The organism is Bacillus sp. FAU20 (genome assembly GCF_056033865.1).
In genome coordinates this window covers 569,977-594,077 of the sequence record NZ_JBVYHY010000003.1, presented here as the reverse complement: position 1 = coordinate 594,077, position 24,101 = coordinate 569,977, and the positions used below count along the sequence as shown (strand labels likewise).

General features: G+C 34.9%; 27 protein-coding genes. 8 read left to right on the top strand and 19 right to left on the bottom strand.

Annotated elements, in window-relative coordinates; translation table 11 throughout:
* Positions 1-124: 124 nt before the first annotated feature.
* The gene (locus tag AC0OM3_RS03460) at positions 125-400 is read left to right on the top strand and encodes a hypothetical protein (protein ID WP_000054659.1); all 276 of its coding nucleotides are present in this window, start codon (positions 125-127) and stop codon (positions 398-400) included.
* 51 nt (positions 401-451) lie between these two features.
* Here AC0OM3_RS03460 and AC0OM3_RS03455 read toward each other — a convergent pair whose 3' ends face one another.
* The 4 genes from AC0OM3_RS03455 to AC0OM3_RS03440 form a co-directional block, all read right to left on the bottom strand.
* The gene (locus AC0OM3_RS03455; protein WP_000347327.1) at positions 452-784 is read right to left on the bottom strand and encodes a DUF3909 family protein; all 333 of its coding nucleotides are present in this window, start codon (positions 782-784) and stop codon (positions 452-454) included.
* 5 nt (positions 785-789) lie between these two features.
* Complete coding sequence (locus AC0OM3_RS03450) at positions 790-1,668, bottom strand: NAD(P)-dependent oxidoreductase (protein ID WP_000400427.1); 879 nt, start codon at positions 1,666-1,668, stop codon at positions 790-792.
* 4 nt (positions 1,669-1,672) lie between these two features.
* Entirely contained in the window at positions 1,673-2,809 is a 1,137-nt protein-coding gene (locus AC0OM3_RS03445) for a serine hydrolase (protein ID WP_000592900.1), read from the bottom strand.
* Between the two features lie 90 nt (positions 2,810-2,899).
* A complete protein-coding gene (locus tag AC0OM3_RS03440; protein ID WP_001023183.1) occupies positions 2,900-4,192 on the bottom strand; it encodes a GGDEF domain-containing protein in 1,293 nt (430 codons plus the stop codon).
* Between the two features lie 327 nt (positions 4,193-4,519).
* Here AC0OM3_RS03440 and AC0OM3_RS03435 point away from each other — a divergent pair, with 327 nt between their 5' ends.
* The 3 genes from AC0OM3_RS03435 (at position 4,520) to AC0OM3_RS03425 (ending at position 6,149) form a co-directional block, all read left to right on the top strand.
* Positions 4,520-5,137 (top strand): nitroreductase family protein, encoded by a 618-nt coding sequence (locus AC0OM3_RS03435; RefSeq protein ID WP_000180389.1) that lies wholly within the window; start codon positions 4,520-4,522, stop codon positions 5,135-5,137.
* Positions 5,138-5,371: 234 nt separating this feature from the next.
* Positions 5,372-5,590 (top strand): hypothetical protein, encoded by a 219-nt coding sequence (locus AC0OM3_RS03430; protein WP_000100485.1) that lies wholly within the window; start codon positions 5,372-5,374, stop codon positions 5,588-5,590.
* 196 nt (positions 5,591-5,786) lie between these two features.
* Positions 5,787-6,149, top strand: coding sequence for a DUF3915 domain-containing protein (locus tag AC0OM3_RS03425; protein ID WP_000468026.1), 363 nt, complete (start codon positions 5,787-5,789; stop codon positions 6,147-6,149).
* 94 nt (positions 6,150-6,243) lie between these two features.
* Here the strand turns inward: AC0OM3_RS03425 and ptsP are convergent, their stop codons facing one another.
* From ptsP to glcT, 4 genes are all read right to left on the bottom strand, one after another.
* Complete coding sequence (gene ptsP / locus AC0OM3_RS03420) at positions 6,244-7,956, bottom strand: phosphoenolpyruvate--protein phosphotransferase (RefSeq protein ID WP_000174208.1); 1,713 nt, start codon at positions 7,954-7,956, stop codon at positions 6,244-6,246.
* Complete coding sequence (ptsH, locus tag AC0OM3_RS03415; RefSeq protein ID WP_000411080.1) at positions 7,956-8,219, bottom strand: phosphocarrier protein HPr; 264 nt, start codon at positions 8,217-8,219, stop codon at positions 7,956-7,958. Before ptsH ends, ptsP begins: the two co-directional genes overlap by 1 nt.
* A 135-nt stretch (positions 8,220-8,354) precedes the next feature.
* Positions 8,355-10,418, bottom strand: a complete 2,064-nt coding sequence (gene ptsG / locus AC0OM3_RS03410) for a PTS glucose transporter subunit IIABC (RefSeq protein WP_000473174.1) — start codon at positions 10,416-10,418, stop codon at positions 8,355-8,357.
* 339 nt (positions 10,419-10,757) lie between these two features.
* Positions 10,758-11,606, bottom strand: a complete 849-nt coding sequence (glcT, locus tag AC0OM3_RS03405; protein ID WP_000073857.1) for a glucose PTS transporter transcription antiterminator GlcT — start codon at positions 11,604-11,606, stop codon at positions 10,758-10,760.
* A gap of 165 nt (positions 11,607-11,771) precedes the next feature.
* On the opposite strand from glcT, the gene AC0OM3_RS03400 reads away from it, so the two are divergent.
* A complete protein-coding gene (locus tag AC0OM3_RS03400) occupies positions 11,772-12,578 on the top strand; it encodes a Cof-type HAD-IIB family hydrolase (protein WP_000594242.1) in 807 nt (268 codons plus the stop codon).
* A gap of 73 nt (positions 12,579-12,651) precedes the next feature.
* Here the strand turns inward: AC0OM3_RS03400 and phnF are convergent, their stop codons facing one another.
* From phnF to scpA, 6 genes are all read right to left on the bottom strand, one after another.
* On the bottom strand, positions 12,652-13,383 hold the full coding sequence (phnF, locus tag AC0OM3_RS03395; RefSeq protein ID WP_021727649.1) for a phosphonate metabolism transcriptional regulator PhnF: 732 nt from the start codon (positions 13,381-13,383) through the stop codon (positions 12,652-12,654).
* The gene (gene nagB / locus AC0OM3_RS03390; RefSeq protein WP_474211078.1) at positions 13,313-14,101 is read right to left on the bottom strand and encodes a glucosamine-6-phosphate deaminase; all 789 of its coding nucleotides are present in this window, start codon (positions 14,099-14,101) and stop codon (positions 13,313-13,315) included. Before nagB ends, phnF begins: the two co-directional genes overlap by 71 nt.
* A gap of 4 nt (positions 14,102-14,105) precedes the next feature.
* Positions 14,106-15,248, bottom strand: a complete 1,143-nt coding sequence (gene nagA / locus AC0OM3_RS03385; protein WP_474211219.1) for an N-acetylglucosamine-6-phosphate deacetylase — start codon at positions 15,246-15,248, stop codon at positions 14,106-14,108.
* A 211-nt stretch (positions 15,249-15,459) separates the two neighbouring features.
* Positions 15,460-16,362: a ComEC/Rec2 family competence protein gene (locus AC0OM3_RS03380; RefSeq protein ID WP_001214823.1), complete on the bottom strand. Its 903-nt coding sequence runs from the start codon at positions 16,360-16,362 to the stop codon at positions 15,460-15,462.
* A gap of 78 nt (positions 16,363-16,440) precedes the next feature.
* Positions 16,441-17,013, bottom strand: a complete 573-nt coding sequence (gene scpB / locus AC0OM3_RS03375; RefSeq protein ID WP_000375172.1) for a segregation/condensation protein ScpB — start codon at positions 17,011-17,013, stop codon at positions 16,441-16,443.
* A gap of 158 nt (positions 17,014-17,171) precedes the next feature.
* The gene (gene scpA, locus AC0OM3_RS03370; RefSeq protein WP_001199747.1) at positions 17,172-17,915 is read right to left on the bottom strand and encodes a segregation/condensation protein A; all 744 of its coding nucleotides are present in this window, start codon (positions 17,913-17,915) and stop codon (positions 17,172-17,174) included.
* A gap of 169 nt (positions 17,916-18,084) precedes the next feature.
* On the opposite strand from scpA, the gene AC0OM3_RS03365 reads away from it, so the two are divergent.
* On the top strand, positions 18,085-18,180 hold the full coding sequence (locus AC0OM3_RS03365) for a YjcZ family sporulation protein (protein ID WP_000510194.1): 96 nt from the start codon (positions 18,085-18,087) through the stop codon (positions 18,178-18,180).
* Positions 18,181-18,279: 99 nt separating this feature from the next.
* The gene (locus AC0OM3_RS03360) at positions 18,280-18,798 is read left to right on the top strand and encodes a DUF309 domain-containing protein (RefSeq protein WP_000283593.1); all 519 of its coding nucleotides are present in this window, start codon (positions 18,280-18,282) and stop codon (positions 18,796-18,798) included.
* 20 nt (positions 18,799-18,818) lie between these two features.
* Here the strand turns inward: AC0OM3_RS03360 and ribT are convergent, their stop codons facing one another.
* A complete protein-coding gene (gene ribT, locus AC0OM3_RS03355; protein WP_000908399.1) occupies positions 18,819-19,187 on the bottom strand; it encodes a GNAT family N-acetyltransferase RibT in 369 nt (122 codons plus the stop codon).
* Between the two features lie 460 nt (positions 19,188-19,647).
* Entirely contained in the window at positions 19,648-20,085 is a 438-nt protein-coding gene (locus AC0OM3_RS03350) for a peptidylprolyl isomerase (RefSeq protein ID WP_000853782.1), read from the bottom strand.
* A 187-nt stretch (positions 20,086-20,272) separates the two neighbouring features.
* Here AC0OM3_RS03350 and AC0OM3_RS03345 point away from each other — a divergent pair, with 187 nt between their 5' ends.
* The gene (locus tag AC0OM3_RS03345) at positions 20,273-21,139 is read left to right on the top strand and encodes a DUF1002 domain-containing protein (protein WP_000850515.1); all 867 of its coding nucleotides are present in this window, start codon (positions 20,273-20,275) and stop codon (positions 21,137-21,139) included.
* A 30-nt stretch (positions 21,140-21,169) separates the two neighbouring features.
* Here AC0OM3_RS03345 and AC0OM3_RS03340 read toward each other — a convergent pair whose 3' ends face one another.
* The 3 genes from AC0OM3_RS03340 to spoVAEA form a co-directional block, all read right to left on the bottom strand.
* Positions 21,170-21,973: a Cof-type HAD-IIB family hydrolase gene (locus AC0OM3_RS03340; protein WP_002181155.1), complete on the bottom strand. Its 804-nt coding sequence runs from the start codon at positions 21,971-21,973 to the stop codon at positions 21,170-21,172.
* A 97-nt stretch (positions 21,974-22,070) separates the two neighbouring features.
* On the bottom strand, positions 22,071-23,543 hold the full coding sequence (gene spoVAF / locus AC0OM3_RS03335; RefSeq protein ID WP_474211077.1) for a spore germination protein SpoVAF: 1,473 nt from the start codon (positions 23,541-23,543) through the stop codon (positions 22,071-22,073).
* Positions 23,530-24,099, bottom strand: a complete 570-nt coding sequence (gene spoVAEA, locus AC0OM3_RS03330; RefSeq protein ID WP_001254412.1) for a stage V sporulation protein SpoVABEA — start codon at positions 24,097-24,099, stop codon at positions 23,530-23,532. Before spoVAEA ends, spoVAF begins: the two co-directional genes overlap by 14 nt.
* Between the last annotated feature and the right edge of the window lie 2 nt (positions 24,100-24,101).

Below are 24,101 nucleotides of genomic sequence, written 5' to 3'. Positions count from 1 at the left end.
CCTTGATTTTTTCAAGTGCATTTTTTGAACATTTATTGAATTTTTTCTGAAAATTCTGTTTTATATGTGATATACTACAATTAACTAAGAAGGAAAAGAATATCGCAAACAGAGGGGGATAATCATGAGCTTACTTATCGCACTTATACTTGGAGTTACATGTGGAGCATTTCCTGTTATTTTAGGAGCTATTATGGAAGAGTTAGAAATTGGTGTTTTAGGATTTGTCGCATCTTGTGTAAGCGCTTTATTATTTGGTTTATTCGGCGCTATTCCTGTTTCAATTCTGTGTGCTTTTTATATAATACGCCATGCTCGTACAAAACAATTTGGTCCTAATCACATCGCACAAATTATCCCGTTCCCGGTTGAACGATGCCGCCGTGCTTCTAACTTATAATTATAAAAATTAAAGATGACTAAATAAATAAAAGTCCTCAAATGAGGACTTTTATTTATTTTCTTCTAGAAATTGAAACAATTCTTGTAGATGTAGGGCATCTTCACCATAGCTAACAGATACATGAAATATACCATCAATCTCAGCTTGCATATAAAGATCCACTCCATCACGATCATATTTCAATGCCAAATAAAACTCCATTTCTTCTAACATCTTTTTTGAGGTTCGAATTACATAATGCCCCTTCTCATCTCTTCCATATTCAAATTCTGGTTCAAAATCATATTTTTGTTTAAAAGCTTCTTTTTGTTTTTCATTGATTTGCATACAAGTAGCTCGCTGTAAAGTATCAATCATCTCATCAAACTTTTGAAAGTCCACCTCGTTTACCCCCTTATATATTTTTTATATAATACTTGTGTTCCACTATTTTCTTCGCCACCCTTAATTAACTCTTCATACAATTCTTTCGCCAAACTTAAGCCTGGAACTGGTAATTGTAATTTTTCTGCTTCCTCTAAAGCAATTTTCATATCTTTCATAAAATGCTTTACATAAAATCCTGGCTCAAAGTCTCCTTTTAACATTCGAGGAGCTAAATTACTTAATGACCAGCTACCTGCTGCCCCTGTTGAAATACTCTCTAACACTTTATCTGGATTCAGTCCAGCCTTCTTCGCGTAAGCAACAGCCTCACATACTCCAATCATATTGGAAGCAATCGCAATTTGATTGCACATTTTTGTATGTTGTCCACTCCCAGCCGGTCCTTGTAATTGAATGTTTGTTCCTAACTTTTCAAGTAAAGGTAAGCATCTATCATATATTTCTTTCTCTCCACCTACCATAATTGCGAGTTTTGCTTCTTTCGCGCCAACATCTCCTCCTGAGACAGGTGCATCTAACGTATATATTTTTTTGCTTTTTGCAACTTTATTAATACGTTTTGCTAAAGTAGGTGTAGATGTCGTAAAGTCAATTGCTATCGTACCTTCTTTTGCATGTTCTATAATTCCTTCTATACCAAAATACACTTCTTCTACATCATGTGGATATCCAACCATTGTCATTACAATATCAACTTGCTTCACTAACTCTTTTGGCGTATCACACCAATGTGCACCATCTTGTACTAAAGAATCTGTTTTTGCCTTCGTTCTATTATATACATATACTTTATGACCATCCTGCATTAAGTGATAAACCATACTTTTTCCCATTACGCCAATACCAATGAAACCTATTGATAAAGTTTTATGTTCCATTTTCTCATCCCCTTTGTTCTAATAAATCATTTACCATCTTTCGGAACTCTTTATTAAAGTCATCATCCATACTATTTTTCACATTTGAAAATAACATAACAAAAGTTCCTTTTTCTTTATTAAAATTATTGAAAGTGTTCCAACCAGATAATACACCATGATTATGAAAATAATCTGGATATATATAAAAACTAAATGCATATTTCCGTTCCGCTGAAGGTGAAAACATTGTTTGTATACTTTGTTCTGAAAGAAGTTTTCCATTTATAATTGCTTCGTCTAATTTCTTCATATCTCCAACTGTCGTATACATCTCACCACAACCATATAGCCAATCCATGCCTAGCTTTTGTGCTGGTACAAGCTCTTGATTTTTTTTCACATAACCCTTTGTAAAATTTTTATCTCCAGGCACCATATTTCCCATGCCGGATTCATACATATCTGCTTTTACAAATATACTTTCTTTTATGTAATCTCCTAAAGGTTTTTTCGATATATGTTCTATTATATAAGCAAGCACCATATAATTATAATCTGTATATCTCCAACCTGTTCCTGCAGGAAATTCTAAATTTTGACGTCCAATCCAATTAATTAACTGTAAACGGGAAGCAGCATTAACATTGCCTTTTGCGTGTTCAGGTAAACCAGAGGTATGCGTTAATAAATGATATAGCGTAATATTTTTATTCTCCGGAAATGAAGGAATATATTTATTTACATTATCTTGAATATTCAATTTCCCTTGTTCTTGCAACTGTAAAATAGATGTGGCAACCACTGTTTTCGTAATAGAACCGATACGATATTTTGTCTGAGGCGTATTTTCAATTTTATTTTGAACATCAGCATACCCATATCCTTTATTCAAAATAACATGCTCTTTATCTGTTACCAAAACTGTTCCATTGAATTGCTTTCCGACTAAATATTGATCTAATTTTTGAGATATGCTAGCATAATCAATTTGTTGCTCTTCTTTTTCTTCTATATTCCCTTGTACTTCCGATTCAATAGTAGGATTCACTTTAGTTGTTAATACAGTGTTTTCCTTTATATTGGGGCTAACAAGAAAATAGTATACCCCACCGCCAACTATAGCAGACAGTGAAGCCATGACCATTACTTTTTTTATCATATTGATCCTCCATAATTCCTTAGCTAAAAATTGTCCCCCTATTCTATTATCAAACAATAAAAAAAAATCGCAACAATTTGTTGCGAAAAATTACATTTTTTCTTTTCTATACACACATACTTGATTCTTCCCATTTTTTTTCGCTTCATATAATGCAATATCCGCTCGTTGCATTAATTCTTCTCTTGTAGTTCCTTGTTCATATAACGCAACTCCAAAGCTAGCTGTTAACTTTGAAATTCCAGTGAATTGCTTTGTTTCAATGAAGAATCGTAATGACTCCGCAACTTGAAATGCTTCCTTTTCTACTGTATTTGTCACTAATATAATGAATTCTTCTCCTCCCCATCTTGCAAATACATGTTGCTGCTCCACTTTAGATTTCATAAGCTCTGCAAGTTGTATTAATGCCAAATCGCCAAAATCATGACCATATGTGTCATTAACTGTTTTAAAATTATCTATATCAAATAAAATAATTGCTATTTTCTCATCAGTACGTATTACCTTTTCCCATTCTACCTCTAGTATTTGTTGAAACTTTAAACGATTATAAATCTCTGTTAATGAATCTATCATAGCAAGTCTTTCTTGTTCTTGATAGATTTCATCTAATTCTGTAATTTCCGTGCACTTTACAATAAATCTTGATAAATCTTCTGGCAATGGTGTCGCACGTAATAGAAAAGTAGATACTGTCCCTTCATAATTTAACATCTTAATTCTTCTACCGCTTGATAAAGTATCGTCTAGCCATGTTATATCATGCGTCGTCGAGTAGTATCCATTTTCTCTAATAAAATGTTCAGCAAATACTAAATGTTGCTCACGATAGGCAAACAAATTTTCATATCCGAAAAACGTTAAAAAATTTGTATTACAATCAACAATTTCATCATCTTCTACTATAAATAATAAATCATTTTGAAAATCAAACATCGTTTGAAGCAGTTCCTGTTGCAAACTAACTTGCCTTACTAAAGAAAGTTGATACAAACTCTTATTCACTTCTTCTAACACTGCTTGCGGAGTTACAGGGGCTATTACAATATTACGTATTCCTAATGCGAGTACATCTGTAAATTCTTTTGTTATTTGTTGATCCCAAATGACAATAAATGTACTTTGCAAGGTATACATATTCTTTATATATTTTATTTGAGAATAATCTGTTACATACATAATTATAATGTGCGGTTTCGTTCTTTGAAATAATAATTCGCCCTCTTCAAAACTATTTGCTATAAACATACATTTTGGATGAATATTTTCTATCGTTTGTTGATGTTTACATCCATTTTCTATATAAAGGACATTTAACTGCAAATCTTGTAACACATTTTGGAAAACCGTATTCTCTAATAAAAAATGTAGTATGTTCATCACTAGTCTTCACTCACTTCATATATCTTGTTCTACTGAATTCCTCACAAACATTTTTAAAAGACTATTACCCAATAAACTTTAATTTGTGAGAGATACATATTAACAAGCTAATTGAGAATGTTATCTTCCCTTTTCACTCTATAAATTCCTTTTTTAGTGTATGATTATAGGAATTATATCGTTTGTATGAATGCCCTAGCTTATTTCTTAAAACTTGACAATTAAAATAAAGATATTATATTCTTAAATTCGATAACTTACAAAATGTAAGTAATATATATTGCGTTTTCTCGATAATTTTATATGTAATTTGGAGGATATATAATGACAAACGACAACTTTTTTAACGTTCTATATGAACGCACATCTACACGTGCATTCAACCCAAATAAAGAAATCTCATCTACAGAATTACACGAGATTTTAAAAGCCGCAGCACAAGCACCTTCCGCTTGGAACTTACAACACTGGAAATTCCTTGTTTTTCAAGGTGAAGATGTACAAAAACGATTACACCCGATAGCTTATAACCAACAACAAATTCTTGATGCTTCTGCAGTAGTCGCTATTTTAGGTGATTTAGAAGCTTATAAAAATGTTGAGCCAGTATATGGTCCAATTGTAGAACAAGGATTTATGAAAGAAGAAGCAAAAGAACGCTTAGCTAAAAATATTGAATCTGCATATGCTCGTGAACAATTCTCAAGAGATGCTGCCTTTTCAAATGCATCTTTAGCAGCAATGCAACTTATGCTTGCAGCTAAAGCGACTGGTTGGGACACTTGTGCTATTGGTGGCTTTAATCCACAAGCACTGACAGACGAATTTAACGTTTCATCTCGTTACGTTCCAATTATGCTTATTACAATTGGTGAATCAACTTTAAAAGGCCACCCTGCACCACGTATGAGCGTAGAGCAAGTGAGCGAGTGGGCAAAATAATAAAAAACGAAGGTAACTACGTTGCCTTCGTTTTTTTATTTCCTGTCACACTTTTGTAATATTACTACAAATCATTCGACATTTATACTTATGGAAAAGTATATTCTATTCCCTCCTCATAAGTAAACGTGACGTTTCGTGTCGAATTTTGTTTAGGTATTGAAATATACCCGTGTATTTTTGTTACAATTGTGATACAATGATAACAAATAGATAACAAGAGAGGGATTTTCATTGAGTTCATACGGAAGCTTTATCGCACTTTTATGCTACATAGTAACTGTACTGCTTCTATATTTTATTGGTGATGCCGCAAACATCTCCATTTTACAATTCCCAAAAGAAGAAGCATTCCAATTAGAATCAGAAAAACATACTGCACGATCCATTGTACCACTACTCCTAGCTCTTCCTGTATATATCATCGTTTTATATAAAAGTAAAAAAGTGTAAAGGCTACCCATTTCATTTATTTCGGTGGTTTTTACATTTTTTTGTTATATTACCCCTATTTTAAACATCATTCCATACTAAATACCCAGCTAGTCATTTAAAATGAGAAAATCTCCTAGAAAAAATTCCACTCTCTGTCCAGTCACTTACTACCGAACTTACATAGATTATAAGTGTGAAGGGGGTGATGAGGATTATGTTTGGATCATTTGGATGCTGTGATAACTTTAGAGACTGTCATCATCATGAAAGAGAGCGCGACCATCGTGAGAAGGAGAGAGAGGTTAAGCCACAACAACCAGCTGTATGTAACGTACTTGCTAGCATTTCAGTTGGAACAGAGCTTTCTCTATTAAGCGTTAAAGGTGTTGGATCTTTCAACAATGTAATTTTTGAAGGTTTCTGTAACGGTGTTGCTCTTTTCTCTGCTTTAGCTCGTAATAACAATGACAAAGACAATAAAGATAACAACAAAGATGATAAGCACAATCAAAACCGAAATACTTTTACTGGTATTTTACGTGTATGCCCATCTGATATCGTTGCTATCGCTATCTAATTCTGTACCTTATCCTCTAGTAAGAAAATAAGATTTACTTTTCTCATAGAAAAAACCTGAGACCGATTTCAATCGACTCAGGTTTTTTTATTACTTATATGCTTTTAACTAGTTCAACAACTTCTTCAGCAGTTGACATCATTAATGCTTTTTCTGCTAATGTTTCCATTTCTGTTTTTGACAACTTGCTTAGTTGTGTTCTTGCAGGAAGAATAGATGTTGCACTCATACTGAACTCATCTAAACCTAATCCTAATAATAATGGAATAGCAAGTGAATCGCCCGCCATCTCACCACACATACCAGCCCATTTGCCTTCTTTATGAGCAGCATCGATAACCATTTTTACAAGACGTAAAATAGATGGGTTATATGGTTGGTATAAGTAAGATACTTGTTCGTTCATACGGTCTGCAGCCATTGTGTATTGGATTAAATCATTTGTTCCAATAGAGAAGAAGTCAACTTCTTTCGCAAATTGATCTGCTAATACTGCTGAAGCTGGGATTTCAACCATCATACCAACTTCAATAGAATCAGAAACAGTTGTACCCGCTTCTACAAGTTTCGCTTTCTCTTCTAATAAAATTGCTTTCGCTTGACGGAACTCATCAAGAGTTGCAATCATTGGGAACATAATTTTTAAGTTACCGTATACGCTAGCACGAAGTAATGCACGAAGTTGTGTACGGAACACATCTTGCTCATCAAGACATAAGCGAATTGCACGGTATCCTAAGAATGGGTTCATTTCTTTTGGTAAATGTAAGTATGGAAGCTCTTTATCTCCACCGATATCAAGTGTACGAACAACGACTGGTTGACCCTCTTTTACACCTTCAAGAACTGCTTTATACGCTTCGAACTGCTCTTCTTCTGTTGGAAGATTGTCACGGCCCATGTATAAGAATTCTGTACGGTATAAGCCAACGCCTTCTCCGCCATTATCGATAATACCTTGTACATCATTTGGTGTTCCGATATTTGCAACAAGCTCAACGTGATGTCCGTCACTTGTTACAGTAGCTTGATCTTTTAATTTTGCCCATTCAGCTTTTTGCTCTTCAAATTTCGCTTTCTTTTCTTCAAACGAACGAAGAGTTTCTTCTGATGGGTTTACAATTACTTCTCCATCTAAACCGTCAATGATAACGATATCGCCGTTTTGGATTTTTTCCATAACAACTTTCGTACCAACAACAGCTGGAATTTCCATAGAACGAGCCATAATTGCAGAGTGAGATGTACGTCCACCGATATCAGTAGTAAAACCTTTTGCATACTTACGGTTTAACTGAGCTGTATCAGATGGTGTTAAATCTTCAGCAATGATGATTACCTCTTCAGAAATTGTACCAGGATTTGAGAAGTTAATTCCTAGTAAATGTGCAAGAACGCGTTTTGTTACGTCACGAATGTCCGCAGCACGTTCTTTCATATATTCGTTATCCATGTTTTCAAACATAGAAATAAACATTGATGCAACTTCATCCATTGCAAATTCAGCATTTACTTTTTCGCTATTTACTTTATCTTTTACTGGGTTTACTAGTTCTGGATCATTTAACACTAATAAATGTGCTTCAAAGATCGCAGCTTTGTCAGCACCTAGTTCAGCAAATGCGTGGTCTTTAATAGCTTCTAATTCAGTTTTTGCTTTCTCAAGCGCAGCGTCTAAGCGTGCAATTTCTGCAGCTTCGTTTGTAATTGATTTCTTTTCGATGTTAAATTCAGGATTTTCAAGTCTGAAAGCCTTTGCAATAGCAATCCCACTTGATGCAGCGATCCCTTGAATATTAAGAGTCATTATTCTCCTAATCCTTCGTTTTTCATAGTTTCTTCGATAGCTGCTAGTGCTTGAGCTGCATCATCACCATTTGCAGTGATTTTAATTTCTGCGTTTTGTTGAATGCCTAAAGACATAACGCCCATGATTGATTTTAAATTAACGTTCTTTCCGTTATACTCTAAGTTAATGTCAGAACCGAATTTGCTTGCAGTGTTTACAAGTAGAGTTGCTGGACGAGCATGAATTCCTGAGTCGCTAGTTACTTTAAAGATTTTTTCCATGATAATTTATCTCCTTTAAATTACAGTATTTTTTAGTTGTATAGACGTGAGTACTACACCATCTATTGTATATAATAGGCGATGTTCGGTCAACCACATCGCCTATTATAATTATAAACATTTTGCGTCAAATTCCTACTGAATGTCAATAATAGCGGTTTCGCCCTTCTTAACATTTCCATCTTTTTTCAATTCGACTTGTTGCCCTTGTTGTAAGTTTGTAAAGACAATTGGTGTAATGATAGATGGTGCATTTTCTTTTACAAATGCAAGATCTACTTTTAATAATGGTTGGCCTTGTTTCACCTTGTCGCCTTGTGCTACAAGCGCTTCAAAACCTTCACCATTTAATTTTACAGTATCAATACCAAAGTGGATTAAAATTTCTTTTCCGCCTTCAGATTGAATACCAATCGCATGTTTTGTAGGGAATACATTGACAATCTCACCATTAACTGGAGAAACTACTGTTCCTTCAGTTGGCTCAATTGCAAATCCATCTCCCATCATTTTTCCTGAGAATACTTGGTCAGGCACTTCTGTAATCGGTAAGATTTTCCCTTCAATTGGTGATACAATTGTTTCATTTTCATCAACTTTTTGAGGAGTTTCTTCCACTTTTACAGGTTCTTCTTTTTCAACATGAGGTGTACGGCCTGACATAATATCATGAATTTGTGATTTTAATGTGTCAGATTTCGGTCCGAAAATAGCTTGAATGTTATTTCCAACTTCAAGTACACCAGCTGCTCCAAGTTCTTTTAAGCGGTCTTTGTTTACATTCTTTTGTTCGTTAACTTGAACACGTAAACGAGTAATACAAGCATCTAAAGAAGCAATGTTTTCTTTACCACCAAGTGCTACTAATACTTCACGAGGAAGTTCGCCTGCTTCTGCTTTTCCTGCGCCGTCATTTGCATTTGCCACTTCACGACCAGGTGTTTTTAGATTCCATTTACGAATTGCAAAGCGGAATCCGAAGTAGTAAATAACTGCTAGTACAAGACCAACAATAATTACCCACCACCATGCTGTACGGCCTGGTAGTACACCGAATAATAGGAAGTCAATTAAACCACCAGAGAATGTCATACCAATTTTAACACCTAAAATTTGCATTGTCATAAATGATAGACCAGCAAATACAGCGTGAATTCCGAATAATACTGGCGCTACGAATAAGAATGAAAATTCAAGTGGCTCTGTAATACCTGTTAAGAAAGATGTTAATGCTGCAGAACCTAAAATACCTGCTGCTAATTTTTTATTTTCTGGACGTGCTTCATGGTACATTGCTAAAGCTGCTGCTGGAAGACCAAACATCATGAACGGATACTTACCAGTTGTAAATGTACCTGCTGTTAATTCTACACCGTCTTTTAACTGTGCCATAAAGATTTTTTGGTCACCACGGATTAATTCGCCAGCTGCATTTGTATACTGACCGAATTCGAACCAGAACGGTGAATAGAAAATGTGATGTAATCCAAATGGAATTAATGAACGTTCAATTAAACCGAATATAAATGCTGCGATTGTTCTATTTGCATCAATCATTTGATGTGAGAACGTGTTTAAGCCACCTTGAATGTATGGCCAAATGAAGCACATGATAATACCTACTATTAAAGAGAATGTTGCAGTTGCGATCGGTACGAAACGCTTACCTGCAAAGAAACCTAAGTATGATGGTAATTCAATGTTGAAGTATTTATTATAGCAATATGCCGCTACTATCCCGACGATAATACCACCAAATACTCCTGTTTGTAGCGTTGGAATACCTAATACGTTTGCATACGCTGGATCTGCAAATCCAATTTTTACTGGGTCTGCTCCAGAACTTGTTACTTTCACTAGCTTATCTACTTCTAAGAACACACTCATCGTTTTGTTCATAATTAAGTAGCCGACGAATGCTGCTAAACCAGCTACTCCGTCTCCACCAGCTAAACCAATTGCTACCCCAACTGCGAATAATAATGCAAGGTTAGCGAAAATAATATCACCAGATTGTTCCATAATTTTTGCAACCATTACGAACCAATCTGCTTTTAAAGCAGGAATAACATTTGTTAACTGTGGATTTTGAAATGCATTACCAAATCCAAGTAAAATACCTGCCGCCGGTAAAATCGCTACTGGAAGCATTAACGCTTTCCCGACTTTTTGAAGAACACCAAAGATCTTCTTAAACATGGAAACCCTTCCTCTCTTATCTATATTGATACCTTCCGACAAACGCCAAAAAGACATGAGGAAAAAAAGATAGAACGATAGCTATACAAAGGGTAGTATATCCCTTTCTCTAGCTTACATTCCTTACTTTTCTCCACTCATGCCTGATCGAATCAGTAACACGTGTCAAAAATAGGTTTACGTATAAGTTCACTATAATTAAGGCAAACGTTTTCGTTACTCACCTTAATGTGTTTGTCGAAATTTGTATAACTTTGCAATAGTTATTATACATAACTATTGTAAGCGATTCAATCATTTTTTTTAACGTTTTCATTTTAGACAAAAATATATAACTTTTTACACATGCTCTGCCTTTACTAAGCGTTGCAAGTGCATCGTTAAATAAATACTTTCAGCTTCATATACAGGTAGTTGCAACTCTTTTTGCATGACCTTAACTAGCTTCCAAGCCAAGTTATAGCAAACTGGATACTCGGCCTTTAATAAATCAGCAAAACTTTGTGATTCCTCTACTTTTTCTCCTTTTTTCACCCTCTCAATAGCATATTGAAGATGACGAATAAGACGTAAATAATGAATGCTCTCTTGATCTAATGTAATTTGTAAGTTTGTCTCAATTAAAGATACAAGTTGTGCAATGAGACGGGAGTTTTGATTAACTGAAGATAAATCAGAATTTGTAAGCGAACTGTAAATGTGAAGTGCAATAAAACCAATTTCTCCTTCAGGCAATGCAATTTGCAAACGAGAATTTAAAAGTTCTACAACACCTTCCGCAATTTCATATTCCTCTGGATAGAGCATTTTTGTTTCAACTAAAAAAGGGTTATCAATTGTAAGTCCTTGTTTTAACCTTTTAATCGCAAATGAAATATGATCTGTTAACGCAATATGAATATGTTCATTTAGTGGAGATTTCGCTTTCCCTTGAATGTACAGCATAATATCGTTCATCAATTCAATTAATTTTTCACTAATATGCGGCACTAATAATTTGTACTGTTCACGATCACGTTCATTTTTTAAGACAAACATTTTTTCGATTTGTTCTTGCTCCAAGACATCTTTCGCTTTTTTCCCAAATCCAATTCCTTTACCAATCACTACTACTTCCTCGTGTTCCGGATGGCTAGCAATGATGACATTATTATTTAAAACTTTTTTAATTTCTAGATAATTACTCATATAACACCACCCTCGTACTTAAATAGCCTACTTTTATGTTACAGAATATTCTTCTTTGTCGTCAATGTAAAACATCTGCCATTTAATAAAAATTCATTTTTTAGACATGTTTATATATGATGCGTATAATGTAAGAGCAACTGTACATAGAAAGGGGATAACAGCATGATTAAAATGTTTGTAAGTGATATCGATGGTACAATGATGCAACACGGAGGTCTTATTGACGAACAAGATGTTGCGGCACTGCGCAGCCTTGCCGAGCAAAATGTTATTCTTTGCTTCGCTTCCGGAAGACTTGATAATGAAATTGCAGACTTAATGAAAGCTGTAAATACAAATTTTCATCGTATTAGTGTAAATGGTGTTTTTGTATATACACATGAAAATAAACAACTATTATCTGCAACTTTTGATTCCAGCATACTTCCCGATTTGTTAGCTATGACGAATGAAGATCCTTATTTCCGTTATGTAAGTGATGAACATAATTATTACATTGAAGAGAAAACACCTTTTATTCAAGAACTTGAACAACAGGTAACTATGACTTCTGTTGAAGAACCAAACTTACTACAGAAAATTGATGATACAATTTTCCCAAATAAAATTTCTGTCGGTGGAACAAAGGAGAACTTACAACTCCTTCAGAAAAAAATTGATGAAAAATTCCACGGGAAAGTTAGTACTTTCATCTCTGCAGAACAATGTTTAGATGTAATGCCACCAAATGTTAGTAAAGGCTCTGCCATTTCTGTTTTATTAAATGAGTTTCAAATAAAACCTGAGGAAATTGCTTGTATAGGGGATTCATATAATGACATTCCTATGTTTTCTTTAACTCCTCACAGTTTTGCTATGTCGCAAGCAGATGATGCAGTAAAAAATCACGCTCACTATGTAGTAAATCACGTCAAAGATGCTGTTAACCACGTAATTACTCATAATAAAAATACGACTCATTCCTTATAAGGATGAGTCGTATTTTTATTTCTTTACATGTTAACCATTTTCAATTCCACTGTACTTCACAAACTGAAATATACTATTTGTTACGTGCGATATTCGTAATAAATTTATAACGATCTCCACGATAAATACATTTCACGTACTCTAGCGGTACCTCACCTTCTGAATATGACCATTGACGCATGACAAGTACAGGCGCCTTTTTAGGAATATGCAGATGTTCAGCTTCATTTTCCGTCGCAACGGAAGCTTCAATTGACTGAGTAGCGCTAACAAGTTTAAAGCCCAGTTTTTTCTCTAAATGTTCATATAAAGATTGTTGCAATATCTCTTCGTTAATATCTTTTACAAGAGCTGGCGACAAATATGTCGTCTCAAAAGCAATCGGTTCATCATCAGCTAAGCGAATACGCCTCACTTCATAAACCGATTCCCCCTCCTGTATTCTTAACCGGTCTGCTATTTTAGCAGTAGCTGGAACTAGGCGGAAACTAAGTAATTGACTACTTGGATTCATTCCACGAGAAATCATGTCTTCTGTGAATCCCGTCATTCCTTGCAACTTTTGTTCCACTTTCGGAAGTTGGACAAATGTTCCAATTCCACGCTTCCGATATAAATAGCCTTGTTCCACTAAATTATTAATCGCCTGTCTGATTGTCATACGACTCACTTCGAACTTATCACAAAGTTCATTCTCAGATGGGATTTTATCTCCCGGCTTCCATTCGCCGTCCTCAATTAGCTGTTTCACCCACTCTTGAATCTGATAATAGATCGGAAATGGTGAATACTTGTCGATGTTCATCAGCAATCGCCTCACTGCATAAAGATAGAGCTTCTTGATCAGCGATTACGGTTACATTCGGATGACGTTGTAAAACTGTAGCCGGACACTCTTCACTATATTCACCTTGCAATAATTCTTTAACAGCTTCTGCCTTTTTAGAACCCATCGCAACAAGTAGAACTTGTTTCGCTTTCATAATGCTTCCAATTCCCATTGTAATCGCATGAGTTGGCACATCTTCTTCTTTTTCGAAGAAGCGAAGGTTTGCTTGGCGTGTAGATTCTGTTAATTCAACAATGTTTGTTGGAGAATTAAACGGTGTTCCTGGCTCATTAAATCCGATGTGACCGTTTTCACCGATTCCAAGAATCTGTAGGTCAACTGGGTTAGCAGCTAGAATGCTCTCGTAACGTTTGCACTCTTCCTCTAAATCACTTGCCATCCCGTTTGGTACATAAGTTTGTTTAAATGGAAGATGATCAAACAACTGTTCTTGCATGAAATAGTGATAGCTGTTTTTATCTTCATGTGGTAAATTTACGTACTCATCTAAGTTTACAGTGGTTACACGGCTTGTATCAAGTTTATTTTTTCGTATTTCTGCATAAATACCTAATGGAGAGCTTCCTGTAGCCATTCCTAATGTTGGATTTTCTTTTGTTTTTACAACTTCTTCAATTAATTTATAACCTGCTTCTGCTAATTCTTTTGGAGTTTTTACAACAAGAATATTCATTTAATTACTTCCCTTCCTTCATATGAATTCCTAAACGAACCGTATCATATACATGTAAATCTTCATTCATCACAACAAAGTCTGCATCTTTTCCTACCGCTAATGCACCTTTATTATTTAATCCAAACTCTTCTGCTTGGTTAACTGATGTCATCAGTACTGCATCTTCGATTGAACAACCTGTAAATTCAATTACATTTCGGAAAGCTTGATCCATTTTTAGAATACTACCAGCTAACGTTCCATCTTCTAATCGAGCACTACCATCTTTTACATGTACTGGCTGTCCGCCAAGCTCATATAATCCATCTTCAAGACCTTTTGCACGCATTGCGTCAGTAATAACACTTACTTTTTTCGGTCCTTTTAACTTATATGCTAATTTCACCATATCAGGGTGAATATGAATACCATCTGTAATTACTTCAACCATTACATCTGGATTTAATAACACATGACCAACAACTCCTGGTTCACGGTGATGTAATCCACGCATTTGATTGTATAAATGTGTCGCATGTGTAATCTTTCTATTTTTTAGTTGTGCATCAATTGCATCTGTATGCCCCATTGTGCCAACTACACCAGTTTCAGCAAGATATTGTTCAAACTCTAATGCTCCCTCTTCTTCTGGTGCATATGTTACTAATTTAATTAAATTCCCACTTGCTTCTTGCCATTGTTTAAATTGCTCAATATTTGCAGGAACGATATGTTCAAGTGGTTGTGCACCTGCACGTTTCTTTGAAACATATGGTCCTTCTAAGTGAATATATTCGAAATGCGCTCCTTTTTCTTTTGCTTCTTTCGCAGCAGTTAGCGCTGCTTCAATTGCCTCTGGAGCTTGTGTCATTGTTGTTGGGAAGTAAGTTGTAACCCCTTCTTTTAACATTTCTTTACCTAGAGTTACTAACCCATCGCTATTTGCATCCATCGCATCAATATCGTATCCACCATGAATATGAACATCGATCATACCTGGAATTACAATCTTCCCTGTAGCATCAAAAACAGTTTCATTTTCTTGTGGTACATATTGAGCCATCAAACCAATTTCTTTAATGGTTTTTGCGTAACGAATAAATCCGTTTTCCACTATTTCTTGACCTGTGTAAATTTTGGCATTGATGACAATTTGCGTTTTCATTTTCATCGATCCTTTCCCATGAAATACCTACTTGTTATTATTACCTTATTCGCCTAGTTCCATCTTAATATATGCACGAGTAGTTGTCTATACATTCTAATGAAATTTCCTTTTTATTCAACAGAAAAGGAAATTTCTTACGTCCCTTATAATTATAATATATATTATTCATTTTTCCAAAAAGGGACAGTATCCACCCCTAATATAGAAATCACTTCAACAATGGCATTAACCCGCTAGATTTTAACATAACATGTTCACCATCTGTTTCTATTTCTACTGTACGTTTATTTGTTCTATATACCATTATACCGTGCCTTTTCAAGCGCTTTACTACACTTTGATGAGGGTGTCCATACGGATTACTACTCCCGTACGACAGAATAGCAAACTGCGGTTCCACTTTTTTTATAAACGTTTCACTTGTTGAAGTATATGAGCCGTGATGCCCCACTTTCAAAACATCTGCATGCACATCAAATTGTTTTAATATTTCATTTTCTGTCCGTACATCCGCGTCACCCATTAATAAAAAATCCGCTTTTCCATATCGTACCTTTAAAACAATTGAGGATTCATTATTTTCATCTTTTGATTTCCCGTTGTTTAATACTTGTATAGAAACATGTGGATCCAGCGGTATATATTGTCCTTCCTTTACTGAAACGAAAGGTATCCCTCTTTTTTTAATATTATTCCGATACGTATGATAAGTAAGAGAACTATATGTTTTTCCACTATCTAATATAAGCGATACCGGCATTTGCTCTACAATTGGAATTAACCCCCCTATATGATCCATATCGGGATGCGTACTGACAATTACATCTAAATGATTAATCCCTTTCTCAATTAATTTCTGAATAATAACCTCTCCTGCTTCATAAGGTCCTCCATCAATTAACATTGTTTGTCCATTTGGCATTATAATAAGTGTTGCGTCACCTTGCCCCACTTTTAAAAAGCTCACTTTCATTTTACTAAGATGTTGCCGATGCATATGTAAAGGAGACGTAGTATGAATAGACATCATATACCTTTTAGCTGATGCGCTATTTAAAGAAAAACATAATAAAACAGAAGCTAATAATAGAATAATCCGCATACCTCTCATAACTCGTCTCCTTTTTTCATTTAGTATGGCACTGTAAATAATTGATATACAAAAAAAGCTTAGCAAAATGCTAAGCTTTTATTTCGATATCTCTTGTAAGGAACCGAAGAATAAATCAGCTTCATTCATTTGTTCATTCTCTTCAGAAAGCGGTGGTAAATCATCTAATGTTTTCAATCCAAATGTGTCCAAAAATTCTTTTGTTGTTCCATATAAAATAGGCCGCCCTGGTCCTTCTGCTCTTCCCATTTCTTTTATAAGTAAATGGGAAACCAACGTTTGTAACGCCTTATCGGTTTTAACTCCTCTAATCTCTTCCATCTCAGTCCTTGTGATTGGTTGACGATATGCAACAATCGCTAACGTTTCGAGGGCAGCTTGCGAAAGCGAAGCAGCTGTTGGTGTATCCATTAATTTTTGATAATATGAAGCATGTTCTTTCTTTGTAGCAAAACGATATACTTTTGCATACTGTACAATTTGCAAACCACGGTTTGCACCTTCACATTCTTGTTGCATTTCTTCTAAAATATTAATTACTTCATTCATTTCAATTTCAAGAACTTTCGCTATTTGTTCTGGATAAATCCCTTCATCACCAGAAACAAATAAAAGGCCTTCAATAATTGACTTTTGTTCTTTCCTATCCATTTCACGAGCTCCTTCCTTCTATTTTTCCATAAAAATACACATCAAAAAACCGAATCACAATCAATGCGTTCGGTTCAATACTTTTTCTCTTGTTCCAAACGATACATTAAAACATAGCATGAGATAAAATGTTTCTATCCCATTTTCACATACTTGCTCTATGCAGATTTATTAGAGCTTGATACGAAAATTTCATCAAAATTATGTTCTTGCTCAATTGTGATTTGTTGATTTTTCATAAGTTCCAGAACTGCTAAAAATGTTACAACCATTATTTCACGTTCATCATCAACAAACAAATCATAAAAACTTTGGCGACCACCCTTTATTTTTAACTGCTTTAAAATATCAGTCATTCGTTGTTCAATTGGTATTTCTTGACGAGTAATACGTGTTGTTACAGGTTTTTTTGCCTTTTTACGGCGCATTAATTTTTGAAATGCTGCTAGCATATCATATAACGTAACATCAAGAGGTAAACTTGTCTCCGCTTCTTGTTCCAACGATGTAAAGTCAATTGGCGGACGTGTATATAGCTGTGCTCTTTCTTGTTCTCTTTCTTTTAACTCAGTAGCAACTTGCTTATATTTCTTATATTCAATTAACCTCTCCATCAATTCTTGACGAGGATCATCTATAAAATCATCACCGTTATCAAGTACATCTTCTTCATGTTTCGGCAACAACATCTTACTTTTAATTTGTAATAACGTTGCGGCCATTACTAAATACTCACTTGCAACATCTAATTGAAGTTCTTTCATCGTATGCACATAAGATAAATATTGCTCTGTAATATCTGCTACAGGAATATTATATATATCAATTTCATAACGATGTATTAAATGTAACAATAGATCCAAAGGCCCTTCAAAAGCCTCTACTTTAAAATTATATTGCACAAAGCATCCCACCACATTTTTTCTATAACAACATAAGTATAGAGCATACTCATGTTCTATCCAACCTTTTTAAGAAATTTAATTAAAAATAGACCAATGCCTATGTCATCATGCCCACCACTTCATATGATAACAGTGTAGTAAGAACAATGTAGGAGGTCAAAAAACTATGGGTCACGTTGATTGTGGTTTTAGCGGTGGGTTCGCATTACTTGTTGTACTGTTTATTTTACTAATTATTGTAGGAGCAGCTTGCTTCTGCTAATATGAACAATAACGGCTAGGGGGAAACCTCCTAGTCGTTTATTGTTCATATTTCTATGATACACTTATATGTATAACCGTTAGATAGGGGCGAAAAAACATGTATCCTACCGAATACATACAATTTTTAATTCATTTCCATGGAGATTATGACTATTTTGAATGTCACGAAATACTAGAAGAGTACTGGAAGACAAAACCAAGAGGTAATCGAGATCATTACTTAGTTGGTCTCATTCAAATTGCAGTTTCTTTATACCACCAAAGACGTGCTAACTGGAATGGTTCCACAAAAATGATGAAAAGCGCAATCACAATTTTAGAAAAAAGCGGTGTGCCTTTACAACGTTTAGGAATTAATCAAGTACAACTTCTTTCCTTGCTCAATGAAAGATTGCAATCTATCCATAAAAAAGAACGTTTTGTACCTTTATTTTTACCCTTATCAGATCCATTGTTAGAGAAGCAGTGCATAGAGTTATGTCAAAAACAAAACCTCTCTTGGAAAGACTTGAATGCTATCCCAGTTGAATATATTATAAACAAGCACACTTTGCGTGATCGCACAGAGGTCATTACTGAACGATACGAACAATTACAAAAAAGAAAGCAGAGATAATAAACTACTTATCTCTGCTTTCACGAATGTATATTTTGTTCTAGCCCTTTACATTTTTCGCAAAAACTTGCCGTTTGCTCATTTCCGCAAATTGTAAACTCAAGAAATTTACTCTTTAACTCTTGAACCATCTTCGTCCCAATCCCCACATGACGGTGAGACGGGTTCACACTCAAATGCTGAATTTCTAATACATGATTCTCTTTTTTTACAATCCCCATTATTCCAACAAAATCTTCATTTTCTTTCCACAAATACAATTGCCAATCATCTTTTGCTTCATATTCTTTCATTGTCAATTGTAATGTTTTCACATCTTTTTCAGTTGGCATAAACGAAAGAAGCCCCATTGCAATTTTTTCATAACTTTTTTTAAAACGAATTAACATAACCCTTATCCCTTCTTACAAAAGTTACAAACTAGTAATCCCCTCAATCACTCTTTTCATATCACATTCATTTTACAATATTTTCAACAGAGTGAGAAGAGTCTAAAACAACTTGATAATCATACAAAGCGAAAAGAAGAAAGTCAAATCTATGTTTCAGCACTATTCCTTTAATAAATAGAGTTAAAAAAAGAAAATTTTATATGGAATGGAAAGAAACACATCATTCAACATCACTTCATTCATAGTTACTCTAAAGCAGCACAATTCTAGCAAAATTAATATAACAAAAAATATTTGTTGAAACATATAATGTAATGTATTCTATGTAATTTGTTAAAGGTTTGTTCTCACAAGCAATATATTTTAGCAACAACACTACTTGTATGATGAGCTGTAGAAGAAGTACTCGATTTCATTAAAAATAAAAAAGAGAGCAAAAACTCTCTTTTTCCTTACCTTATTCTTCCCAAACTTTAACTTCTTTCATTACATCGCCTTGACGCATTTTTAATACTGTTTCAATACCGCTTGTTGCTTTACCGAATACAGTATGAACACCATCTAAATGTGGCTGTGGCTCATGAACGATAAAGAATTGGCTACCGCCTGTGTTACGGCCAGCGTGAGCCATAGAAAGTGATCCTACAAGGTGTCTATGAGGGTTTCCATCAGTTTCACATGGAATAGAGTAACCTGGGCCACCTGCACCTGTACCTGTTGGGTCTCCACCTTGGCTTACGAAGCCAGGAATAACACGGTGGAATGTAACACCGTCATAAAATCCTTGCTCTGCTAATTTTTTAAAGTTTTCTACTGTTTTTGGTGCTTCTTCTGGGAAAAATTCCAAGTCGATTTTTTCACCGTTTTCCATTAATATGTATCCTAAAGTTTTCATACGTATATGTCTCCTTTCAACTATCTCAGCACTATATTACCACATTCATGACTAGAAACAAAAAGAATCCGACAATCTAGATACTTCTTTTTTGAAATGTGGAAAAAGTCAGGTGACAAATAAGAAATATATACTATAATAACTTTGTTGCCCGAAAATTTTAGAAAGAGAAAGGGAGCGATTTTTCGTGAAAACGAAATTACTAGCTCTGCTATTAGCTGTAACGGTATTTATGATGCCAACAGCTTCGTTTGCAGACATCATCGAGGGAGAATCAATTGTTACATTAGGAGAGAACTTATCTGAACAACAAAAACAAGATCTGTTAAAAGAAATGAAAGCACCGAAAGATGCTACAATTATTACTGTATCTAATGCGGAAGAACATAAATTTCTAGAAGGCATTGTTCCAAAAGCACAAATTGGTACGAGAGCAATTTCTTCTTCTATGATTACATACACAAAACCAGGATCTGGTCTTATTGTACGATCAAAGAACATTAACTGGGTAACAGATGCAATGTACACTAACGCTTTGATTACAGCAGGTGTAAAAGATGCAGAAATTCAAATTACTGCACCTTTTAAAGTTTCAGGAACTGCAGCTTTAACTGGATTAATGAAAGCATACGAAACTGCGTCCAATAAACAAATTCCTGAAGAAGTTAAAAAAGTAGCGAATGAAGAAATGGTACAAACAGCCCAGCTTGGTGATAAAATTGGTGAAGAAAAAGCAGTTCAACTTGTTGCAAAAATTAAAGAAGAAATTGCAAAAGAACAGCCAAAAACAACAGAAGATTTACGTTCATTAATTAAAAAAATTGCTGATCAACTCGGCATTACATTGACAGATGAACAGTTAGATAACTTAGTATCGTTATTTGATAAAATGAAAAATCTTAATATTGATTGGAATCAAGTTGGTAGTCAATTAAACAAAGCAAAAGAACACGTTTCTGCCTTCTTAGGTTCTGAAGAAGGACAAAGTTTTCTAGATAAAGTGAAAGATTTCTTCTCAAGTATCATTGATTTTGTTAAATCTTTATTCAAGTAAAAAGAAGCCCGTCAGTGACGGGCTTCTTTTTTATACAAGTAACGGTAATTTCATAACAGCCTCTTCAACCGAACGCACTATATGATTTGCTTTCTCCTTTACATATGGATGGGCATGATGAAGAGTAAATGAATGCGGGGTTACTTCAAACATAGAAATATCATTGAAAGAATCTCCAATACAAGCAACTTCATTTGCTTCAATTTGCAAATGGTCCATTAGTCGCTTTAGAGCACTCCCCTTACTCACCCCTCTTGGCATAATATCAACATAGCGTTTACCTGATATAAAAACTTCCGCTTCGCCTTGAAACGTATCTCGTAGCTCTTGATCTAACGTTACAATTTTCTCTTCTTCTCCAAAAACAAACAATTTTGCAGGGTGTACAGTCTTACCAAACTCTTCTTCTAACGCTTCAATTTCAGCAATATGCACGCCCATATACGCTTCAAAATTATGGTGATGTTCATTCTTCCTTTTTGTATATCGCTGCTCATTTCCACAAACAATATCCGCTAGTCCTTTTTTATGTATATATCGATATATTTCCTGGGCAACCGTATTTTCAAAACTCGATTCATGAAATAAATTCCCATCCGGAAGTAACATTGTCGCTCCATTTAAGCCAGTTGTGTAATATGGGAATGAAAACCTTTTTACAACTTCATCAATTCTGTGTGTAAAACGGCCAGAGGCAAAACAAATATTTGTCCCTTTCTCAGCTAACCAACACAGCGCACGTTCATCTTCTTTTTGCATATGATTCACATCGTAAACGAGCGTGTCATCTAAATCACTTACAAATAATTTAATCATGTCCTCTTCCCCTTCCATACACAATATCTACTCTAAGTGTACACAAAAAATGTTTGATTTTTGTTAAAAAATAATAAATTTTTGCTAAAAAAAATAAACGGGTGTATAATCCCGTTTATTTTTGTCTTTTTACATTTTGAGGTCTTACAATACTTGGTCGTACTTTTAAACTAGACATCGTTGGACGGAGTAAAATTTTTGTTAACGCGCCCCAATCAAATGGTAAAAACGGCCATAAATAAGGTGTTTGTAAACTTTTTATAGACGTTAAAAATAAAATTAATATCGTCATACCAATTACAAATCCCATCTCCTGGAAGAGACCTGTCAAAATAATAACAAACAATTTTCCAACCTTATTTCCGAGTCCTAATTCATAACTCGGTGTTGCATATGCACCGATCATAGAAACCGCAACATACAAAATAACTTCTGGTACAAACAAACCTACATCGATTGCTATTTGACCAATTAATATGGCGGAAATTAATCCTGCTGCAGACGATAACGGCGTTGGAGTATGAATGGCTGCCATCCTTAAAAATTCAAGTCCGACCTCTGCCATTATTACCTGTAATAAAATTGGTAAATGCGTCATCTTAGTCGGTCCGATGAAAGCAAGATTTTCTGGTAAAAGAGTTGGGTCAAATACAAACACTAACCAAAACGGTAGTAAAAATAAGGAGAATAAGACACCTAAAAAGCGTACCCAGCGTAAAAATGTCCCGACAGCCGGATTTTGTCTAAACTCTTCTGCATGCTGTAAGTGGTGGAAATATGTTGTTGGAGTAATCATAGCACTCGGTGATGTATCTACTAGTACTAACACATGTCCTTCTAATAAATGATTTGCTGCTACATCTGGTCTTTCTGTATATCGAATAAGTGGGAATGGGTTATAGCTTTGCTTTACAACAAATTCTTCCACTGTTTTATCAGCCATCGTAATTCCATCGACATCGATGTTATTTAATTCTTGTTTTATAATCTTAACTAAATCCGGATTTGCAACATCTTGTACATACGTAATACAAATATCCGTTTGCGATCTATCTCCTACTCTAATCATTTCATTTCGAAGACGTGGGTCACGTATTCTTCTACGAATTAACGCTGTATTTACAACGATATTTTCAACAAACCCATCCCTTGCACCACGTACAACCTTTTCTGTATCTGGTTCTGTCGGAGTCCGCCCTGGATAACTACGAACATCTATTGCGAACGCTTCCCTTTCACCTTCCACAAATATAACGATGAGTCCTGATAATACTTGGAGCATTACCTCATCCATCGTTTTCACTTTACTTACTTGTTGATGAATTAAACGATTCTCTAGAAGCTTCACTGTATCTTCTTCTACATCCCTTATTTCATTTGTATCCACCGCTTCTTCTAAAATAGGGATAATATAATTCGTATCACAGAGTCCATTTACAAACAACACACCAATTTCTTTATTTAAAATTTGAAATTTACGAATGCCAACATCGTATGTAACACCCAGTCCAGCTGTTTGCTTTAAGTAATTTTCATTATCACTTATGAAAGATGAAATTGGGATATCCACTTTTTTAGGCTTCGTCATAAAATCCACTCCTTTCCAAAATTAATTGAATTGCTTTTTTTGTAATTGGTGATCCTCTCTCCCATTCATCATTTCCACACATCTTACCAATATCACCAATTCCAACGATGACAGGAACATTCAAATCGTCTAAACAATAAATTGTATCTCCGCTAATTCTGCCAATTTCACCATCTGGAAGTCCAAATTTATCCACACCATATTCGGTTAAGTTCCCGTTCCGATCTACATTTACATCTACGCGTGCCCATTCCCAATGATGCGTATTAGACGCTACTGCTAAAATGCCAAGCACATCAATTTGTTTATGGGTAGCCACATATTTTAAAGCCTTTTCACCAGATCCTTCTCCAATAAATCCACTGTCATCAAACATGACAAATACAGGGTCATATGGCGTTTGCATAATAAGCTCAACAACTTTTTTCCCTGTCAATTTGGTTGGATTACTTTGTGATGCTGAAATACACCTACCCCCAAATTCCTTCGTTAAAAGCTCAATTGTCCGCTTTGCATATTCATCTCCATCTGTGACCAAAACAACCCTTCGTCTCATTT

Excerpts from the sequence above, each read along its gene's own strand:
- AC0OM3_RS03460 (WP_000054659.1), top strand. The coding sequence starts at position 125 with ATGAGCTTACTTATCGCACTTATACTTGGAGTTACATGTGGAGCATTT.
- AC0OM3_RS03450 (WP_000400427.1), bottom strand. The coding sequence starts at position 1,668 with ATGGAACATAAAACTTTATCAATAGGTTTCATTGGTATTGGCGTAATG.
- AC0OM3_RS03445 (WP_000592900.1), bottom strand. The coding sequence starts at position 2,809 with ATGATAAAAAAAGTAATGGTCATGGCTTCACTGTCTGCTATAGTTGGC.
- AC0OM3_RS03440 (WP_001023183.1), bottom strand. The coding sequence starts at position 4,192 with ATGAACATACTACATTTTTTATTAGAGAATACGGTTTTCCAAAATGTG.
- AC0OM3_RS03435 (WP_000180389.1), top strand. The coding sequence starts at position 4,520 with ATGACAAACGACAACTTTTTTAACGTTCTATATGAACGCACATCTACA.
- AC0OM3_RS03425 (WP_000468026.1), top strand. The coding sequence starts at position 5,787 with ATGTTTGGATCATTTGGATGCTGTGATAACTTTAGAGACTGTCATCAT.
- ptsP (WP_000174208.1), bottom strand. The coding sequence starts at position 7,956 with ATGACTCTTAATATTCAAGGGATCGCTGCATCAAGTGGGATTGCTATT.
- ptsH (WP_000411080.1), bottom strand. The coding sequence starts at position 8,219 with ATGGAAAAAATCTTTAAAGTAACTAGCGACTCAGGAATTCATGCTCGT.
- ptsG (WP_000473174.1), bottom strand. The coding sequence starts at position 10,418 with ATGTTTAAGAAGATCTTTGGTGTTCTTCAAAAAGTCGGGAAAGCGTTA.
- glcT (WP_000073857.1), bottom strand. The coding sequence starts at position 11,606 with ATGAGTAATTATCTAGAAATTAAAAAAGTTTTAAATAATAATGTCATC.
- AC0OM3_RS03400 (WP_000594242.1), top strand. The coding sequence starts at position 11,772 with ATGATTAAAATGTTTGTAAGTGATATCGATGGTACAATGATGCAACAC.
- phnF (WP_021727649.1), bottom strand. The coding sequence starts at position 13,383 with ATGAACATCGACAAGTATTCACCATTTCCGATCTATTATCAGATTCAA.
- nagB (WP_474211078.1), bottom strand. The coding sequence starts at position 14,101 with ATGAATATTCTTGTTGTAAAAACTCCAAAAGAATTAGCAGAAGCAGGT.
- nagA (WP_474211219.1), bottom strand. The coding sequence starts at position 15,248 with ATGAAAACGCAAATTGTCATCAATGCCAAAATTTACACAGGTCAAGAA.
- AC0OM3_RS03380 (WP_001214823.1), bottom strand. The coding sequence starts at position 16,362 with ATGAGAGGTATGCGGATTATTCTATTATTAGCTTCTGTTTTATTATGT.
- scpB (WP_000375172.1), bottom strand. The coding sequence starts at position 17,013 with ATGGATAGGAAAGAACAAAAGTCAATTATTGAAGGCCTTTTATTTGTT.
- AC0OM3_RS03365 (WP_000510194.1), top strand. The coding sequence starts at position 18,085 with ATGGGTCACGTTGATTGTGGTTTTAGCGGTGGGTTCGCATTACTTGTT.
- AC0OM3_RS03360 (WP_000283593.1), top strand. The coding sequence starts at position 18,280 with ATGTATCCTACCGAATACATACAATTTTTAATTCATTTCCATGGAGAT.
- ribT (WP_000908399.1), bottom strand. The coding sequence starts at position 19,187 with ATGTTAATTCGTTTTAAAAAAAGTTATGAAAAAATTGCAATGGGGCTT.
- AC0OM3_RS03350 (WP_000853782.1), bottom strand. The coding sequence starts at position 20,085 with ATGAAAACTTTAGGATACATATTAATGGAAAACGGTGAAAAAATCGAC.
- AC0OM3_RS03340 (WP_002181155.1), bottom strand. The coding sequence starts at position 21,973 with ATGGAAGGGGAAGAGGACATGATTAAATTATTTGTAAGTGATTTAGAT.
- spoVAF (WP_474211077.1), bottom strand. The coding sequence starts at position 23,543 with ATGACGAAGCCTAAAAAAGTGGATATCCCAATTTCATCTTTCATAAGT.
- spoVAEA (WP_001254412.1), bottom strand. The coding sequence starts at position 24,099 with ATGAGACGAAGGGTTGTTTTGGTCACAGATGGAGATGAATATGCAAAG.